This window comes from Streptomyces sp. NPDC050504, from assembly GCF_044458065.1.
Taxonomy (GTDB): domain Bacteria; phylum Actinomycetota; class Actinomycetes; order Streptomycetales; family Streptomycetaceae; genus Streptomyces.
Genome location: NZ_JBITHO010000003.1, coordinates 304057 through 321867, shown reverse-complemented (window position 1 = coordinate 321867; position 17811 = coordinate 304057). Strand labels below are relative to the sequence as shown.

7 protein-coding genes are annotated in these 17811 nt (G+C 73.6%); all 7 read left to right on the top strand.

Annotated features, from left to right (window positions below):
- Positions 1–11 precede the first annotated feature (11 nt).
- The 7 genes from ACIBNE_RS12725 to ACIBNE_RS12695 all read left to right on the top strand — a co-directional run bounded on the left by ACIBNE_RS12725 (position 12) and on the right by ACIBNE_RS12695 (position 17802).
- Complete coding sequence (locus tag ACIBNE_RS12725; protein ID WP_399271531.1) at positions 12–11912, top strand: type I polyketide synthase; 11901 nt, start codon at positions 12–14, stop codon at positions 11910–11912.
- 232 nt (positions 11913–12144) lie between these two features.
- Positions 12145–12918 (top strand): thioesterase II family protein, encoded by a 774-nt coding sequence (locus ACIBNE_RS12720; protein ID WP_399271530.1) that lies wholly within the window; start codon positions 12145–12147, stop codon positions 12916–12918.
- A gap of 101 nt (positions 12919–13019) precedes the next feature.
- Positions 13020–14270, top strand: coding sequence for an activator-dependent family glycosyltransferase (locus tag ACIBNE_RS12715; RefSeq protein WP_399271529.1), 1251 nt, complete (start codon positions 13020–13022; stop codon positions 14268–14270).
- Positions 14267–14905, top strand: a complete 639-nt coding sequence (locus ACIBNE_RS12710) for a dTDP-4-dehydrorhamnose 3,5-epimerase family protein (protein WP_399271528.1) — start codon at positions 14267–14269, stop codon at positions 14903–14905. The genes ACIBNE_RS12715 and ACIBNE_RS12710 overlap by 4 nt, the downstream gene beginning before the upstream one ends.
- Before the next feature lie 43 nt (positions 14906–14948).
- On the top strand, positions 14949–15857 hold the full coding sequence (locus tag ACIBNE_RS12705) for an ABC transporter ATP-binding protein (protein WP_399271527.1): 909 nt from the start codon (positions 14949–14951) through the stop codon (positions 15855–15857).
- Positions 15858–16065: 208 nt separating this feature from the next.
- On the top strand, positions 16066–16803 hold the full coding sequence (locus ACIBNE_RS12700) for an ABC transporter permease (RefSeq protein ID WP_399271526.1): 738 nt from the start codon (positions 16066–16068) through the stop codon (positions 16801–16803).
- Between the two features lie 24 nt (positions 16804–16827).
- On the top strand, positions 16828–17802 hold the full coding sequence (locus ACIBNE_RS12695) for an NAD-dependent epimerase/dehydratase family protein (RefSeq protein ID WP_399271525.1): 975 nt from the start codon (positions 16828–16830) through the stop codon (positions 17800–17802).
- Positions 17803–17811: the final 9 nt, after the last annotated feature.

Genomic DNA, 17811 nt, shown 5'->3' with positions numbered 1-17811 from the left:
CGGTGAGCACGGTGAGCGAAGACAAGCTTCGCGACTACCTGAAGCGTGTGACGACGGACCTGCACCGCACGCGCCTGCGTCTGGAGAAGATCGAGGAGCGGGACCAGGAGCCGATCGCGATCGTCGGCATGAGCTGCCGCTACGCCGGGGGCGTCCACACCCCGGAGGACATGTGGCGGCTCCTGGTCGAGGGGCGCGACGCGGTCGGTCCGATGCCGCAGGACCGGGCCTGGGACCTGGAGGCCATGTACGACGCCGACCCGGACGCCCAGGGCAAGAGCTACGTGGAGGAGGGGGCCTTCCTCGACGCCGCGTACGACTTCGACCCCGGCTTCTTCGGGATCTCGCCGCGCGAGGCGCTGGCCATGGACCCCCAGCAGCGGCTGCTCCTGGAGACCGCCTGGGAGACCCTGGAGCGGGCGGGCATCGATCCCGGCTCGCTCAAGGGCAGCAGGACCGGTGTGTACGCGGGGGTGATGTACCAGGACTACGGATCCCGGCTCACCACCGTGCCCAAGGACGTCGAGGGCTACCTCGGCGCGGGCGGCTCGGGCAGCGTCGCGTCGGGCCGCGTCTCCTACACCCTGGGCCTCGAAGGGCCCGCCGTCACCGTGGACACGGCCTGCTCGTCCTCGCTGGTGGCGCTGCACCTGGCCACCCAGGCGCTGCGCAGGGGCGACTGCTCGCTGGCGCTGGTCGGCGGGTCCATGGTGATGTCCACCCCGGTCGCGTTCATCGAGTTCGCCCGCCAGCGGGCGCTGGCGTCGGACGGCCGCTGCAAGGCGTTCTCCGGGCGCGCGGACGGCACCGGCTGGGGCGAGGGCGTCGGCATGATCCTCGTGGAGCGGCTGTCGGACGCGCGGCGGGCGGGGCGCCGGGTGCTGGCCGTGGTGCGCGGCTCGGCCGTCAACCAGGACGGTGCGAGCAGCGGCCTCACGGCCCCGAACGGGCCCTCCCAGCAGCGGGTGATCCGCGCCGCCCTGGCCGACGCCCGGCTGTCGTCCGCCGAGGTCGACGCGGTGGAGGCGCACGGCACGGGCACCGCGCTCGGCGACCCGATCGAGGCGGGCGCGCTGCTGGCCACGTACGGCAAGGAGCGCCCCGAAGGCCGCCCGCTGTGGCTCGGCTCCCTGAAGTCCAACCTCGCGCACACCCAGGCCGCGGCCGGGGTCGGCGGCGTCATCAAGATGGTGCTGGCACTGCGGCACGAGGTCCTGCCCAAGACGCTGCACGCCGAGACCCGCAGCCCGATGGTCGACTGGGAGTCCGGCGGCGTGGAGCTGCTGACGGAGGCCAGGCCCTGGCCCAGGACCGACGCCCCGCGCCGGGCCGCCGTGTCGGGCTTCGGCTTCAGCGGCACCAACGCCCACGTGATCCTGGAGGAGGCGCCCGAGGAGCCTGCGGACGGCGAGGACGCGGGCGCGGACGCGGTCGGGGGTGCGGGCGCGGTCGGGGCAGGGACGCCTTCCACGGCCCGGGGCGCGGCGCCTTCCCAGCCTCAGGCCCAGGCCCGAGGCACGGCCCAGGCCCGGCCCCAGGCCGCCGGGGCCGAGGGCCCGGCCCCCGTCCGTACTCCCGGCACCGCCCCCGCCGCACTGCCCTTCCTCGTCTCCGGCAGGACCGAAGAGGCGCTGCGCGCCCAGGCCCGGCGGCTCGTCGACCACCTCACCGCCCACCCGGACACGGCCGCGGCCGACCTCGGGTACTCGCTGGCCCTGCGGCGCGCCTCCCTCGAACACCGCGCCGCGATCGTCGCCCGGGACCGCGAGGAGCTCCTGGGCGGCCTGCGGGCCCTCGCCGACGGCGAACCGGCCGCGCGGCTCGTCCAAGGCACGGCGGACAGCCGCCGCAAGGCGGTGTTCGTCTTCCCCGGCCAGGGCTCGCAGTGGACCGGCATGGCCCGCCCGCTGCTGGCGTCCTCGCCGGTCTTCGCCGAGCAACTGCGCGCCTGCGACGAGGCGTTCGCCCCGTACCTCGGCTGGTCGGTCGTCGACGCGCTCGACGGCGCGGCGGACACCCCGCCCGGCGACCGCATCGACGTCGTCCAGCCGGTGCTGTTCTCCGTCATGGTGTCGCTGGCCGCGCTGTGGCGCGCGCACGGCGTGGAGCCCTCCGCGATCGTCGGGCACTCCCAGGGCGAGGTGGCCGCCGCGTACGTGGCGGGCGCCCTGTCGCTGGCGGACGCCGCCAAGGTGGTCGCGCTGCGCAGCAGGGCGGCGCGGCAGATCGAGGGCAAGGGCGGCATGCTCTCGGTACTGGCGTCCGCCGAGCGGATCGCGCCCTGGCTCGACGGCCTGGCGGACCGGCTGTCCCTCGCGGTGAGCAACAGCCCCACGTCCGTGGCGGTCGCCGGGGACACCGACGCCCTCGACGAGCTGGCGGACCGGCTCGCCGAAGCGGGCGTGAAGTCCCGCCGGATCGCGGTGACGATGGCCAGCCACTCCCCGCACGTCGACGCGCTGCGCGAGCGGATGCTCGCCGACCTGGCGTCCGTCGAACCGCGCGCCGCGCGGGTCCCCTTCTACTCGACGGTGACCGGCGCCGCCCAGGACACCACCGGGCTCGACGCCGACTACTGGTACCGGAACATGCGCGAACCGGTCCGGTTCGAGCAGGCGGTCCGCGCGCTCGTCGCCGACGGCTACACCGCGTTCGTCGAGACCAGCCCCCACCCCGTGCTCGCCATGGCGATGCAGGAGACCTTCGAGAGCGCCGCCGCCGAGGCCGGGGCGGCCGGTCCCGTCGCGGTCGCCGTGGGCACGCTGCGCCGCGACGAGGGCGGCTACGAGCGGTTCCTCACCGGCCTCGGCGAACTGCACGCGGGCGGCGGCCCCGTCGACTGGAGCACGGTGTTCGCCGGCACCGGCGCGCGCGGCACCGAGCTGCCCACCTACGCGTTCCAGCGGCAGCGCTACTGGCTGGAGTCCCCCGCGCCCAGCGGGGACGTCACGTCGGCCGGGCTCGGCGCCGCCGACCACCCGCTGCTCGGCGCCGCCGTGCACCTCGCGGACTCCGACCGGCTGCTGCTGACCGGCAGGCTGTCCCTGGAGACCTCCCCGTGGCTCGCCGACCACGCCCTCGCCGGCACCGCCCTGCTGCCCGGCACGGCGTTCCTCGAACTCGCGGTGCAGGCCGCCGACCGGGTCGACTGCGCCCGGGTCGAGGAACTCACCCTCCAGGCACCGCTCCTGCTGCCCAGGACCGGCGGCGTGGCCGTGCAGGTCACCGTCAGCGAGCCGGACGCCTCGGGACGCCGGACGGTGGGCGTCTACTCGCGCGCGGACAACCGCGCGGAGGGCCACGCGGGGAGCCACGCCGGGAGCCACGCCGGAGGCCACTTTGGGGGCCACGCGACGGGCGCCGCCGACGACGCCTGGACCGCCCACGCGTCCGGCACGCTCGTCCCCGCTGCGGGCCCCGCCGACTTCGACCTCGCCGCCTGGCCCCCCGCGGGCGCCGAACCGGTCGCCGTCCAGGACCTCTACGAGCGGTACGCCGAGAACGGCTTCGACTACGGGCCCGCCTTCCGCGGCCTGCGCGCGGCCTGGCGCCTCGGCGACGACGTCTACGCCGAGGTACGGCTGCCCGACGACCGCCAGGAAGGCGCCCGCGACTACGGGCTCCACCCCGCGCTGCTCGACGCGGCGCTGCACGGCATCGCGCTCGGCCCGCTCTTCGAGGGGAACGCGGGCAGCGGCAACGGACGGCTGCCGTTCTCGTGGACGGGCGTCACCCTGCACGCGTCAGGCGCGGGCGAGGTGCGGGTCAGGCTGTCCCCCGCGAGCCCCGCAACGAGCCCCGGAACGGGCTCTGGAGCGGGCTCCGAGGCGGTCGCGCTCCAGATCGCCGACACCGAGGGCCGCCCGGTGGCGTCCGTCGACGCGCTGCTGCTGCGCGAGACCCGCCCCGAGGGGCTATCCGGCGCGCGGACCGCGCTCGCCGACGCGCTGTTCCGGGTCGAGTGGAAGCCGCTGACGCCCACCGGGGCGGCGCCCGCCGCGCCCTGGGGCGTGTGGAGCACGGACCCGTCGGCCCCCGGCGCGCCGGACCTGGCCGCGCTGCCCGGCCTCGTAACGCTGGATCCCGTAGCCCTGGACCTCGAACTCCCGGAGGTCGTCCTCGTCCCGTGGGCCCCCGCCCCCGACGGCACCGACCCCGCCCGCGCGGCGCACGCCGCCGCCGAACGGGCCCTCGGCCTGGTGCGGACCTGGCTGAACGACGAGCGCCACGCGGACTCCCGGCTGGTGTTCCTCACCCGGGGCGCCGCGCTCCCCGGCGAGGACGCGGGCGACCTCGCCCACACCACCGTGTGGGGCCTGGTGCGCTCCGCGCAGACCGAGAACCCCGGCCGCTTCGTCCTGGTCGACCTCGACGAGCACCCCGATTCCGTACGGGCGCTCGGCGCCGCCCTGGCCACCGGCGAACCCCAACTGGCCCTCCGCGAAGGCCTCGTACAGGCCCCCAGACTGGTCCGCACCCCCGTACCCACACCCGCTCCCGCATCCGCATCCGCCCCCGACTCCGCATCCGGCTCCGCCGAAAGCACCGCGCTCGGCTGGAACACCGACGGCACCGTCCTGATCAGCGGCACCGGCACGCTCGGCGGACTGCTCGCCCGCCACCTGGTCACCCGGCACGGCATCCGCCACCTGCTGCTGACCAGCCGCCGCGGCCCCGACGCCGAAGGCGCGGACGCCCTGCGGACCGAACTCGCCGAACTCGGCGCCGACGTCACGCTCGCCGCCTGCGACGCCACCGACCGCGAGGCCCTGGCCGCGCTCCTGGCCGGCATCGACCCGGCGCACCCGCTCACCGCGGTCGTCCACACCGCGGGCGTCCTGGACGACGGCGTCGTGAGCGCGATGAGCCCCGAACAGCTGCGGCGGGCACTGCGCCCCAAGGTGGACGCGGCCGTCAACCTGCACGAGCTGACCCGCGGCCTGGAGCTGTCCGGCTTCGTCCTCTACTCGTCGGCCGCGGGCGTGCTCGGCGGCCCCGGCCAGGCCAACTACGCGGCGGCCAACGCGTTCCTGGACGGCCTGGCCCGCCACCGCAGGGCCACGGGACTCGCGGGCCAGTCGCTGGCCTGGGGCCTGTGGGCCGATCGCAGCGGACTGACGGAACACCTCGGCGCCGAGGACACCGCGCGCTCCGCCCGCTCGGGCGTCGCCCCGATCTCCGCCGAGCAGGGCATGGCGCTGTTCGACGCCGCCGCCGCGCTCGACGAGCCGCTGCTCGTCCCCATGCTGCTGGACACGGCGGCGCTGCGGGCGAACGCCGCCACCGGTACCGTCCCCGCCCTGCTCCAGTCCCTGGTCCGCGCCCCGGCCCGCCGCACGGTGACGGCCGGGACCCCGGCGGACGGCGCGGACTCGCTCGCGCGGCGGCTCGTGGGCCTGCCCGAGGCCGAACAGCGCCGCCACCTGCTGGACCTGGTGCGCTCGCTGGTCGCGGCCGTACTGGGGCACGCCCCGTCCGACTCGATCGCCGCGAACCGGGCCTTCAGCGAACTCGGCTTCGACTCGCTGACGTCCGTGCAGCTGCGGAACCGGCTTAACGGCGCCACCGGGCTCAGGCTGCCGACCACCCTGGTCTTCGACTATCCGAACCCCACGGCGCTCGCCGAATACCTGCGGACCGAGGCCCTGGGCGACCGGCTGCGCACGGCCGCCGCGCAGCCGCCCACGGCACCGGCCGCCGCCGACGGCTCCGACGACCCGATCGCCGTCGTCGCGATGAGCTGCCGCTTCCCCGGCGGCGTGCGCAGCCCCGAAGACCTGTGGCAGCTCGTCGCGCGGGGCACCGACGCGATGTCCGCGATGCCGAGGGACCGCGGCTGGGACGAGGACCTGTACGACCCGACCGGCAGCCTGCCCGGCAAGTCGTACGCGAACGAGGGCGCGTTCCTCCACGACGCCTACGACTTCGACCCCGCGTTCTTCGGGATCTCGCCGCGCGAGGCGCTGGCCATGGACCCGGTGCAGCGGCTGCTCCTCGAAACCTCCTGGGAGTCCTTCGAACGCGCGGGCATCGACCCCGCGTCGCTGAAGGGCAGCAGGACCGGAGTCTTCGCGGGCGTGATGTACCAGGACTACGGCCTGCGGCTGCCGCAGGTCCCCGAGGACCTGGAGGCGTACGTCGGCAGCGGCAGCTCCGGCAGCATCGCATCGGGCCGCATCGCGTACACCTTCGGCCTGGAGGGTCCGGCGGTGACGGTCGACACGGCGTGCTCGTCGTCGCTGGTCGCACTGCACCTGGCCGCACAGTCGCTGCGGCGGGGCGAATGCGCGATGGCCCTCGCGGGCGGCGTCACCGTCATGTCGACGCCCAACCTCTTCGTCGACTTCAGCCGCCAGGGCGGCCAGGCGCGCGACGGCCGTTGCAAGGCGTTCTCCGAGCAGGCGGACGGCACCGGCTGGGGCGAGGGCGCGGGCATGATCCTGCTGGAGCGCCTGTCGGACGCGCGGCGCAACGGCCACCAGGTGCTCGCGGTACTGCGCGGCTCGGCCATCAACCAGGACGGCGCCAGCAACGGCCTCAGCGCCCCCAACGGCCCCTCACAACAACGCGTGATCCGAGCAGCACTGGCCGACGCACGACTGACCGCAGCAGACGTGGACGCAGTCGAAGCACACGGCACCGGAACCTCCCTCGGCGACCCGATCGAAGCAGGCGCACTACTGGCCACGTACGGCCAACAGCGCACCGACGACCGTCCGTTGTGGCTGGGCGCACTCAAGTCCAACATCGGCCACACCCAGGCCGCATCCGGCGTGGCCGGTGTGATCAAAATGGTCATGGCGATACGGGAAGGCGTACTGCCCCGAACCCTTCACGCCGACGAACCCTCCGAAAAGATCGACTGGACGGCAGGATCGGTCGAACTCCTCACCGAGGCCCGCCCCTGGCCCGAAACCGGCGCCCCGCGCCGAGCGGGCATCTCGGCCTTCGGCATCAGCGGCACGAACGCACACGCCATCGTGGAGCAGGCACCGGAGCCGGTGACGCAGGAGGCACCGAACACGGACTCCGTGGCATCGGTAGTGCCGTGGGTCCTGTCGGGCAAAACCCCGGCAGCACTGCGAGCACAGGCGGAACAGCTGGCCGAGTACGTCGCGGCAGCACCGGAGTTGTCCCCGGTGGACATCGGATACTCCCTGGCAACCGGACGGGCTTCCTTCGAACACCGGACCGCAGTGACAGGAAGCACCCGCGAGGAGCTTCTGAGCGGGCTGCGGGCGCTGGCCGAGGAGGACGGGACGCGTACGGTCTCCGGCCGGACGGCATTCCTGTTCACCGGACAGGGCGCACAACGGGCCGGAATGGGCCGCGAGTTGTACGAAGCCTTCCCGGTCTTCGCGTCCGCCTTCGACGAGGTGTGCGCGGTCCTGGACGGGCACCTCGACCGTCCCCTGCGTGAACTGGTCTTCGCCGAAGACTCCGGCGAGGTGCTGCAAGGCACCGGGTACGCACAGGTGGCCCTGTTCGCCGTCGAAGTCGCGCTGCACAGGCTCGTCGAGTCCTGGGGCGTACGGGCGGACTACCTGGCCGGACACTCAGTGGGCGAACTCACCGCCGCGTACATCGCCGGCCTCTGGTCCTTGGAAGACGCCTGCACCCTCGTCGCGGCCCGAGGCCGCCTGATGCAGGCCCTGCCCACCGGCGGAGCCATGATCTCCGTGGTCGCCTCCGAAGACGACGTACGACCCTTCCTGAACGAGAAGGTCTCGATCGCGGCCCTCAACGGCCCCACCGCCACCGTCCTGTCCGGAGACGAAGACGCCGTACTGGAAATCGCAGCGGCGGGCGGCTGGAAGACCTCACGCCTCCGCGTGAGTCATGCCTTCCACTCTCCGCTCATGGACCCCATGCTCGAAGAGTTCCGACAAGTCGCCCAGGGACTGGAGTTCCACGAGCCCCGTACAGCACTGATCTCCAACGTCACCGGTGACATCGCCCCACCCGAGCTGATCCGCACCCCCGACTACTGGGTCCGCCACGTCCGCGAAGCCGTCCGCTTCCACCACGGCCTCACCACCCTCGAAGCGAACGGCGTCACCCGCTTCATCGAACTCGGCCCCGCCGGAGTCCTCACCGCCCTCGGCCAAACCACCCTCCACAACGCCGAATTCATCCCCGTACTCCGCAAGAACAAGCCCGACGAGCAAGCAGCCGTCACAGCCCTCGCCCACATCCACACCACCGGCCTGGACATCGACTGGAACACCTTCTTCACAGGCCGCCACGCCCACCGCGTCGACCTCCCCACCTACCCCTTCCAGTACGACCGCTACTGGCTCGACGCACCCACCACCACCGGCGACGTCACCTCAGCCGGACTCACCACCACCAGTCACCCACTCCTGGGCGCCGCCCTCCCCCTCGCCGAAACCGACACCCTCGTCCTCACCGGCCGACTCTCCACCCACTCCCACCCCTGGCTCACCGACCACGCCGTCTCCGGCACCGTCCTCTTCCCCGGCACCGCCTTCCTCGAACTGGCCGTACAAGCCGCCGACCGAGCAGATTGCGACCGCGTCGAAGAACTCACCCTCGAAGCACCCCTGGTCCTCCCGGAGCGCAGCGCCGTCGTCCTCCAGATCACCGTGGACGCACCCCAGGAGACCGGCGCCCGCACGATCAGCGTCCACTCCCGCCCGGAGAACGCCCACCCCGACGAACCCTGGACCCGCCACGCCAGCGGCATCCTGGACGTCGGCGACGGCACGCACCCCGGCCCCGACCTGACCGTCTGGCCCCCGCCCGGCGCCGAACCCGTAGAGGTCGCCGACCTCTACGAGCGCTTCGCCGAAGGCGGGTTCGGCTACGGCCCCGCCTTCCAGGGACTGCGCCGCGCCTGGGTGACCGAGGACGCCGTGTACGCCGAGGTGCGGCTGCCCGAAGAGCAGCAGAGCACCGCCGGTGCGTACGGGCTGCACCCCGCCCTCCTCGACTCCGCGCTGCACAGCATCGCCCTCGGTTCGCTCCTCGACAGCGGCGAGGGGGAGGGCAGGCTGCCGTTCTCCTGGACGGGCGTGTCCCTGCGCGCTTCCGGTGCGGCGGAACTGCGCGTGCGCATCGGCGCCGCGGGCAGCGACGCGGTGTCGGTCGCGGTCGCGGACACCACGGGCAGCCCCGTCGCCACCGTCGACGCGCTGGTGCTGCGCAAAATGGCGCCCGCGCAGGTCGGGGCGGCCCTGCCGACCGGACCCGAGTCGCTGTTCCGGGTCTCCTGGCCGTCCCTGCCGGTCCCGGAGCGGCTGTCGGCCGGCACCAGGCTGGCCCTGGTGGGCGCGGACGACCTCAAGCAGGTGGAGGACCTGGAGGAGCTCGGCTTCTTCCTGGAGTCGTACACGGATTTGAGCGCGCTCACCGGTTCCGTCGACACGGGCAGCGCGGCCCCCGCGACGGTGCTCGTCTCGTGCCCGCCCGCACCGGACGGCGCGGAGCAGGACAGTACCGACCCAGTACGGGCGGATGCGGTGCGGGCGGCCACCCACCGCGCCCTGTCGCTGGTCAGGTCGTGGCTCGCGGACGAGCGGTTCGCGGCGTCCCGGATGGCGTTCGTGACCCGGCGCGCGGTCGCCACCGCCCCCGGCGAGGGCGTGTCCGACCTGGCCAACGCGGCGGTGTGGGGCCTGGTGCGCGCGGCGCAGTCGGAGCACCCCGACCGTTTCGTCCTGGTCGACGTCGACGAGGACGAGTCGTCCGGCCGCGCCCTGGGCGCCGCGCTGCTGTCCGGCGAGCCCCAACTGGCGGTGCGCGGCGGCGAACTCGCCGTACCGCGCCTGGCCAGGGTGAAGCACGACGAGGTGAAGCACGACGGGGTGAAGCACGACGAGCCGCAGGACGGCGTACGGCCCGACGCGCCCGGGTGGGACGCCGAAGGCACCGTACTGATCAGCGGTACGGGCCTGCTGGGCGGCCTGCTCGCCCGGCACCTCGTACGCGAGCGGGGCGTCCGCCGACTCGTGCTGACCAGCCGCAGGGGACCGGCGTCCGAGGGCGCCGCCGAGCTGCGGGACGAGCTCACCGGGCTCGGCGCGCACGTCACCCTGGCCGCCTGCGACGCCGCCGACCGCGACGCGCTGGCCGGGGTGCTCGCCGCGATCCCCGCCGAGCACCCGCTGACCGCCGTGGTGCACACGGCGGGCGTCGTCGACGACAGCCTGGTCGAAGGGCTCACGCCGGAGCGGCTGGACGGGGTGCTGCGGCCGAAGGTCGACGCGGTGCTGAACCTGCACGCGCTGACCCTCGACCACGACCTCGACCACTTCGTGGTGTACTCGTCGGCCGCCGGGGTCCTGGGCAGCGCGGGCCAGGCCAACTACGCCGCGGCGAACGCCTTCCTGGACGCGTTCGCGCACGCCCGCCGCGCCCGGCGGCTGCCCGCGACCTCGCTCGCCTGGGGGCCGTGGGACGAGCTGAGCACCATGACCGCCGCGCTCGGCAGCGGCGACGTCGCCCGTGCGGCCCGTGCCGGTGTGGCCGGGCTCTCGACCGAGGAGGGCCTGCGGCTGCTGGAGACCGCGCTCGGCCTCGAAGAGCCGCTGCTGGTGCCGATCCGGCTGGACACCGGGGCGCTGCGCACCGGCGCGGCGGGCGTCTCCCTTCCGGCCCCGCTCCGCGACCTCGTCCGCGCCCCGGCCCGCCGCGCCGTCGCGGCGAACGCGGGCGGGGCGGGCGGGGCGGGCGGCGGCACGGCGGACGGGCCCACGCTCGCCGCCCGTCTGGCGCCCCTCCCGGAGGACGAACAGCTGGTCGTACTGGTGGAATTGGTGCGGATCCACGTGGCCGCGGTGCTGGGCCACTCGGGGCCGCAGGCGGTCGCCGACGACCACCAGTTCGTGGACTCGGGCTTCGACTCGCTCACCGCGGTCGAACTGCGCAACCGCCTCAACACCGCCACCGGGCTGCGGCTGCCCGCCACCCTGGCCTTCGACCACGGCACCCCGGCCGACCTGGCGGAGCGGCTGCGCCACGAGCTGGCCGCCGCGCCCGTCGGAGGGGCCCGCGCGCCGGAGCCGTCGGCGGCGGCGCAGGCCGTCCCCCAGGGCGGTTCGGCGACGCTCAGCTCCCTCTACCTGGGGGCGTTCCAGAGCGGCAAGTGGGGGGAGGCGTTCGACCTGCTGCGGGCCGTCGCCGCGCTGCGGCCGCAGTTCGCCTCCGCCGCCGACCTGGACAGGCCGCCGGTGCCGATCAAGCTCGCCAGGGGCGGGGCGCCGACCCAGGTGTTCTGCCTGCCGTCCTGCCTCGCCCTGGCCGGACTGCACCAGTACGCGCGGTTCGCCTCGTCCTTCCGGGGGCTGCGCGACGTGTCGGCGCTGCCGCTGCCCGGGTTCGTCGGGACCGAGAGCCTGCCGGCGACCATGGACGCGGTCGTCCAGGCCCAGGCGGAGGCCGTCGCGCGGGCCGCGGACGGCGCCCCGTTCGTGCTGCTCGGCACGTCGGCGGGCGGCTGGTTCGCCCAGGCGGCCGCGGGACACCTCGAAGGGCTGGGCGTCCAGCCCTCGGGGGTCGTCCTGGTGGACACGTACGTCCCCAGGAGCAACTTCGTCAACCAGTTCGGGCTGGCGCTGATGGACGGCATGTCGGAGCGCGAGGGCACCTTCGTCGCGATGGACGACGACCGGCTGTCGGCGATGGGCTGGTACCTCGACATCTGCAAGGAGTGGGAGCCGCGGCCCGTCCGCACGCCCACCCTGCTCGTCCGGGCCGAGGAGCCGCTGGGCGGCGGCAGGGCGACGGCCTCGCCCGAGCAGTGGCGCTCCTACTGGGACCTGGACCACGACGTCGTCGACGTCCGGGGCAACCACTTCAGCGTCATGGAGGACCACGTCGCCTCCACCGCCGCGGCCGTCGAGGCCTGGATCTCGGCCCTGCCGCCGCGCGCGGAAGGGACGGCCGGGTGAGCACCCGCCCCGACGGCCGGGCCCGCGCACGCCCCGGCCGGCCCGGCGCGGGGCTCGGCCCGCTCCGCACGCATCCCGGCCGGCCCCGCACGCACCCCGGCCCGCCCCGCACGCACCCCGGCCGGCCCCGCGCGCACCCCGGCCCGCCCCGCGCCCGCACCGCGCGGGGCGCGGCCCGCATCCGACCCGTACCGGCACGGCCGGTGAGCACCGAAAAGGACGGCTTACGACCATGACACCGCCGAACCCCGACGACAGCCTGTGGCTGCGCCGGTTCCACCCCCGGCCCGACGCCTCGGTGCGGCTGGTCTGCTTCCCGCACGCCGGAGGCTCCGCGAGCTTCTTCTTCCCGATGTCGGAGGAGATGTCGTCGGGGATCGAGGTGGTGGCCGTGCAGTACCCGGGACGGCAGGACCGGCGCACCGAACCGCCCGTCGAGAGCGTCCAGGAGCTGGCCCGGGAGATCTTCGCCGTGCTCACGCGGTGGACCGACCTGCCGCTCGCGCTCTTCGGCCACAGCATGGGCGCCAGCGTGGCCTTCGAGGTGGCCAGGATGCTGGAGCAGGAGGCGGGCGTCGAGCCCGCCGCCCTGTTCGCCTCCGGCCGCCCCGCCCCCTCCCAGCACCGCAGCAACGAGATCCACCTGCTCGACGACGACGGCATCGTCGCGGAGCTCCAGCGGCTCAGCGGCACCGACTCCCGCATCCTGGGCGACCTGGAGCTGCTGCGCTTCGCGCTGCCCGCGATCCGCGGCGACTACAAGGCGGCCGAGACCTACCGCTACGTGCCGGGTCCCCAACTGCGCTGCCCCGTCGTGGGACTCGGCGGCGACAGCGACATCCGGGTCCCCGTCGAGGACGTGGCGTCCTGGGGCGACCACACGTCGGGCGACTTCGAGCTCCAGGTCTTCCCCGGCGGGCACTTCTACCTCGGCGAGCAGAAGGCCGCCGTCGTGAACGCCGTGTCGGATTTCCTCATGAGCTCCAAGCAGCTGAATTCCGCGTGAACTCGCGACCGGCCACATGAGGGGTCGGTAGGGGTTGTCGCCGCTGTGCACGTCAGATTTGCTGATCCCGCGTATCGGGACCCGAGGGAAGAAGAACTCACATGCGCGTGCTTTTCGCCACCGTCTCCGAGAAATCCCACCTCTACACCATGGTTCCGTTGGCGTGGGCGTGCGCTGCCGCGGGGCACGAGGTGCGGGTGGCCAGCAACCCCGTCCTCACCGAGGCCATCGCGCAGACGGGTCTCACCGCGGTGTCGGTCGGCACGGACCACAACCTGCACCAGATGTTCGCCATGCACCACGAGCAGCTGGAGAACGAGATATCGGACTGGACGCAGCCGTACGCGGACCGGCAGACGTGGGAGAAGGTGCTCACCAAGTACCAGATGAGCGTCCAGTTCGCCTACCGGACGTACAACGACTGCATGGTCGACGACATGGTGGCCCTCGCCCGCGACTGGCAGCCCGACCTGGTCGTCTGGGACCCGCTGACCTACGCGGCGCCGGTCGCCGCCCGGGTCGTCGGCGCCGCCCACGCGCGCATGCTGTGGGCGGTCGACATCTACTCCAAGATGCGCACGGCGTTCCTCGAACTGCTGGCGCAGCAGCCCGAGGAGAAGCGCGTCGACCCGCTGGCCGCGTGGCTGACCGAGCTCCTGGAGCGCTACGGCAGCGACTTCGCCGAAGAGGTCACCACCGGCCAGTGGACCATCGACCAGATCCCGGACAGCCTCCAACTGCCGCTGGACGTCAAGCGCGTTCCGGTGCGCTGGGTGCCGTACAACGGCCCCGCCGTCGAGCCCGCCTGGATCCGCGAGCAGCCCACGCGGCCCCGGGTCTGTCTGACCTCGGGCGTCTCCTTCGGCGCGCTGGGCGGTTCCTTCGTGCCGGTCCAGGAGATCCTGGACGCGGTCGCCGACCTGGACATCGAGCTGATCGCGGCGCTGCCCGACGACGTGTCGTCCGGCCTGGAGCGGGTGCCGGACAACGTCCGCCTGGTGGACTTCGTACCGCTGCACACGCTGCTGCCCAGCTGCTCCGCGATCCTGCACCACGGCGGCTTCGGCTCCTGGGCGACCGCGCTGGTCAACGGCGTCCCGCAGTTCATGGCCCCGATCCGGTTCGCCGACTGGTGGTCGAAGGCGACCGCCCTGGAGGCCGAGGGCGCGGGCCTGTACGTGCACGCCCGCGAGCTGACCGCGCAGGGCGTGCGCGAGGGGATCGAGCGGCTGCTCGGCGAGCCGTCCTTCAAGGAGGCCGCCGACCGGCTGCGCGCGGAGATCGCGGCGACGCCGAGCCCCGCCGAACTCGTGCCGGTCCTGGAGAAGTTGACCGCTGAGCACCGCTCATGACCGTGCGGGAACTGGCCGTCGGCGGGGCGTACGCGTTCACGCCGGCGGTCCACCCCGACGAGCGGGGCACGTTCTGCGCGTCGTACACCGACTCCGCCTTCGTCGCGGCGGTCGGGCATCCGCTGCGGCTGGGGCAGTACCACAACAGCGTGTCCCGGCGCGGCACGGTCCGCGGCGTCCACTTCGCGGACGTGCCGCCGGGCCAGGGCAAGTACGTTACCTGCACCCGGGGTTCGCTGCTCGACGTGGTGGTGGACCTGAGGGCGGGCTCGCCGACCTTCGGGCGGTGGGACTCGCTGGTGCTGGACGCCGAGAAGTGCGAGGGGGTGTACCTCGCGGAGGGCCTGGGGCACGCGTTCATGGCCCTGGAGGACAACACCGTTGCCGCGTACCTCTGTTCGACCGAGTACACCCCGGCGGCCGAGCACGAGATCGACCCCTTCGACCCCGCGCTCGGCCTGCCCTGGCCGGCCGGGATCACGCCCCTGGTCTCGGACCGGGACCGCGGCGCGCCCACCCTGCGCGAGGCCCTGGAGGCGGGCGCGCTGCCCGACTACGACGCCTGTCTGGCGCGCTACGCTGCGCTGCGGAACGATTCACACACCGTCACACGAACGACTCCGCCCACCGGTTGAATTCGCGGTGGCGAAAAGCCCGGTGGTGGAGGAAAGAGAAGGCATGCCGGTGATCGAGGTTCAGAAACTCCGGAAAGTCTACGGCGACCACGTCGCCGTGGACGACGTCTCCTTCACGGTGGAAAGAGGCGAGATATTCGGCGTTCTCGGCCCCAATGGCGCGGGCAAGACGACCACGGTGGAATGCGTCGAGGGCCTGCGCAGGTACGACGGGGGCAAGATCTCCGTCATGGGCCTCGACCCGCAGCACGACAAGGAGGAGCTGCGGCAGCGCATCGGCATCCAGCTCCAGGAGAGCGAACTGCCGCCCCGGCTCAAGGTCCGCGAGGCGCTCCAGCTGTACAGCTCCTTCTACGAGAACCCGGCCGACTGGCGGGCCCTGCTGACCGACTGGGGTCTGGAGGCCAAGCGCGACAGCCAGTTCGGGCAGCTGTCCGGGGGCCAGAAGCAGCGCCTGTCCATCGCCCTCGCGCTGGTCGGCAACCCGGAGATCGCGGTCTTCGACGAGCTGACGACCGCGCTCGACCCCCGGGCCAGGCGGGACACCTGGGAGCTGATCGAGCGGGTCCGCGCCCAGGGCGTCACCGTCCTGCTGGTCACCCACTTCATGGAGGAGGCCGAGCGCCTCTGCGACCGCATCGCGATCATCAGGGACGGGCGGCTGGTGGCCCTCGACACCCCGGCCGGGCTGATCTCCGCCGCCCACCCCGGGCAGCGCCTCCACTTCACCCCGTCCGCCCCGCTGGACGACGCCCTGCTGACCGCGCTGCCCGAGGTCACGTCGGTGAGCAGGAGCAACGCGCGGGTGACGGTGAACGGCACGGAGAACCTGGTGTACGCGGTGGTCTCGACGCTCTCCCGGCACGACATCGTCCCCGGTGAACTGCGCCTGGAGCAGCCGACGCTGGAGGACGCCTTCGTGAGCCTCACCGGCGCGCCGCCGGAGAGCTGACGCCGTGCGCCCCCCGACCAACACCGATCCCACCCCCACAAACCAGCCCAACGCCCCAGCCCCCACCGGCCCCACCGGTCCCGACAGCGCCCCCGGCCACAACGGCCCCACCGAACCCATCCGCCCCGCCGGGCCCCAAGACGACTCGCTGCCGACCCCCGCGGCAGCCACCGATCCAAGGCGGCCCCCGGCCGTCAGGAGGACAGCCATGACCGGGCGCTCCCAGCTCACCCTCGTCGAGACCAAGCTCTTCCTCCGCGATCCGACCGCGGTGTTCTTCGTGATCGCGCTGCCGCTCATGCTGCTGGGCATCTTCCACATCGTCACCGGCAAATCCGACGACACCCCCGCCGAGAAGGCGGCGATGGCCGCGTTCGTACCGGCCATGGCGATGTCGATGTGCCTCACGATGCTGTCGCTGAACCTGCTGCCCACCACCCTGGCGACCTACCGGGAGAAGGGCATCCTGCGCCGCATGGCGGCCAGCCCCGTCCACCCCGTGAACCTGCTGTTCGCGCAGCTCGTCATCAACCTGGCCACCGCCGTCGTCGCGGCGGTGCTGGTCGTCGCCGTGGGCCGGATCGCCTTCGACACGGCGCTGCCCGAGCAGGTCCCCGCCTTCCTGCTGACGTTCGCGCTGGGCGCCTGGGCGCTGTTCTCGGTCGGCCTGCTCGTCGCCGCGGTGGCGCCCGGCAGCCGCGCGGCGACCTCGATGGGCCTGTCGCTGCTGTTCCCCAGCCTGTTCTTCGGCGGGGTGTTCCTCCCGAAGGAGGACCTGCCCGACACCGTGGCCACCATCGGCGACTACACCCCGCTCGGCGCGACCCTCCAGGCCCTGCGGGACTCCTGGGAGGGGCAGTGGCCGCAGACGCTGCACCTGGTCGTCCTCGCGTGCGTCGGCGCCCTGTGCAGCGTGCTGGCCGCCCGACTCTTCCGCTGGCAGTGAGTGAGAGTGAGTGAGGCAGGAGCCATGGACACCCCCACAGCACCCGGCCCCGACCGGACCGCTCAGGACACGCCGTGCGTCGCGGTGATCGGCGGTACGGGATTCATCGGCCGCCACCTCTGCACGGCCTTCTCCCGCCGGGGGTACCGCGTGCTCGCCGTGGCCCGCAGGCCTCCGCGCGAGCCGCTGCCCGCCGAGTTCACCGCCCTCGACGTGCTCTCGGCCACCGCGCGACAGCTCACCGCCCTGCTGGACGCAGCCGGCGTCCGGGTCGTCGTCAACGCGGCGACGGACAGCTGGGACGGCACCGATGAGGACATGGTCCGCTCCCACACCGACCTGGTCGACACGCTGGTACGGGCCCTGGCGGGCATGGCGCGACGGCCCAGGCTGGTGCACCTCGGCTCGGTGCACGAGTACGGCGAGTTCCCGTACGGCGTCTCCGTCACCGAGGACCGTCCGCCCGCCCCCGTCACCCTGTACGGGCGCACCAAGCTGGCGGGCACCAGGACCGTCCTGGACGCCGCCCTGGCGGGCCGCGTCGACGCGCTCGTCCTGCGGATCACCAACGTGTGCGGCCCCGGCACCCCCCGGGGCAGCTTCCTGGGGAAGGTCGCCGACCTGCTGCGCGCGGCCGCGCCCGACGCGCCCGCGCGGCTCACCGTCGCCGACGCCCGCCGCGACTTCGTCGACGTGCGCGACGTGGCGGACGCGGTCGTCAGGGCCGCCGAATCCCCGCTGTCCGGCACGACCCTGAACATCGGGCAGGGGACCGCGGTGGAAGTGCGGGAGATCCTCGACCTGCTCGTCACGGCCTCCGCGGTGCCGCCGGAGCTCGTGCACAGGCAGGAGGGCGCCGTGCGCAGCAACGGCGCGAACTGGACCCGGGCCGACGTCGGCCGCGCTCGCGAGGCACTGGGCTGGTCGCCCCGGATCCCGCTGGAGCGTTCGATCACCGACCAATGGAAAGCCGCAGCCGCAGAGGACCCGCACCGGTGAAGGAATCAG

What these genes read in the sequence shown, in the direction of transcription:
- ACIBNE_RS12695 (WP_399271525.1), top strand. Translation starts at nt 16,828, where the DNA reads ATGGACACCCCCACAGCACCCGGCCCCGACCGGACCGCTCAGGACACG.
- ACIBNE_RS12720 (WP_399271530.1), top strand. Translation starts at nt 12,145, where the DNA reads ATGACACCGCCGAACCCCGACGACAGCCTGTGGCTGCGCCGGTTCCAC.
- ACIBNE_RS12700 (WP_399271526.1), top strand. Translation starts at nt 16,066, where the DNA reads ATGACCGGGCGCTCCCAGCTCACCCTCGTCGAGACCAAGCTCTTCCTC.
- ACIBNE_RS12715 (WP_399271529.1), top strand. Translation starts at nt 13,020, where the DNA reads ATGCGCGTGCTTTTCGCCACCGTCTCCGAGAAATCCCACCTCTACACC.
- ACIBNE_RS12705 (WP_399271527.1), top strand. Translation starts at nt 14,949, where the DNA reads ATGCCGGTGATCGAGGTTCAGAAACTCCGGAAAGTCTACGGCGACCAC.
- ACIBNE_RS12710 (WP_399271528.1), top strand. Translation starts at nt 14,267, where the DNA reads ATGACCGTGCGGGAACTGGCCGTCGGCGGGGCGTACGCGTTCACGCCG.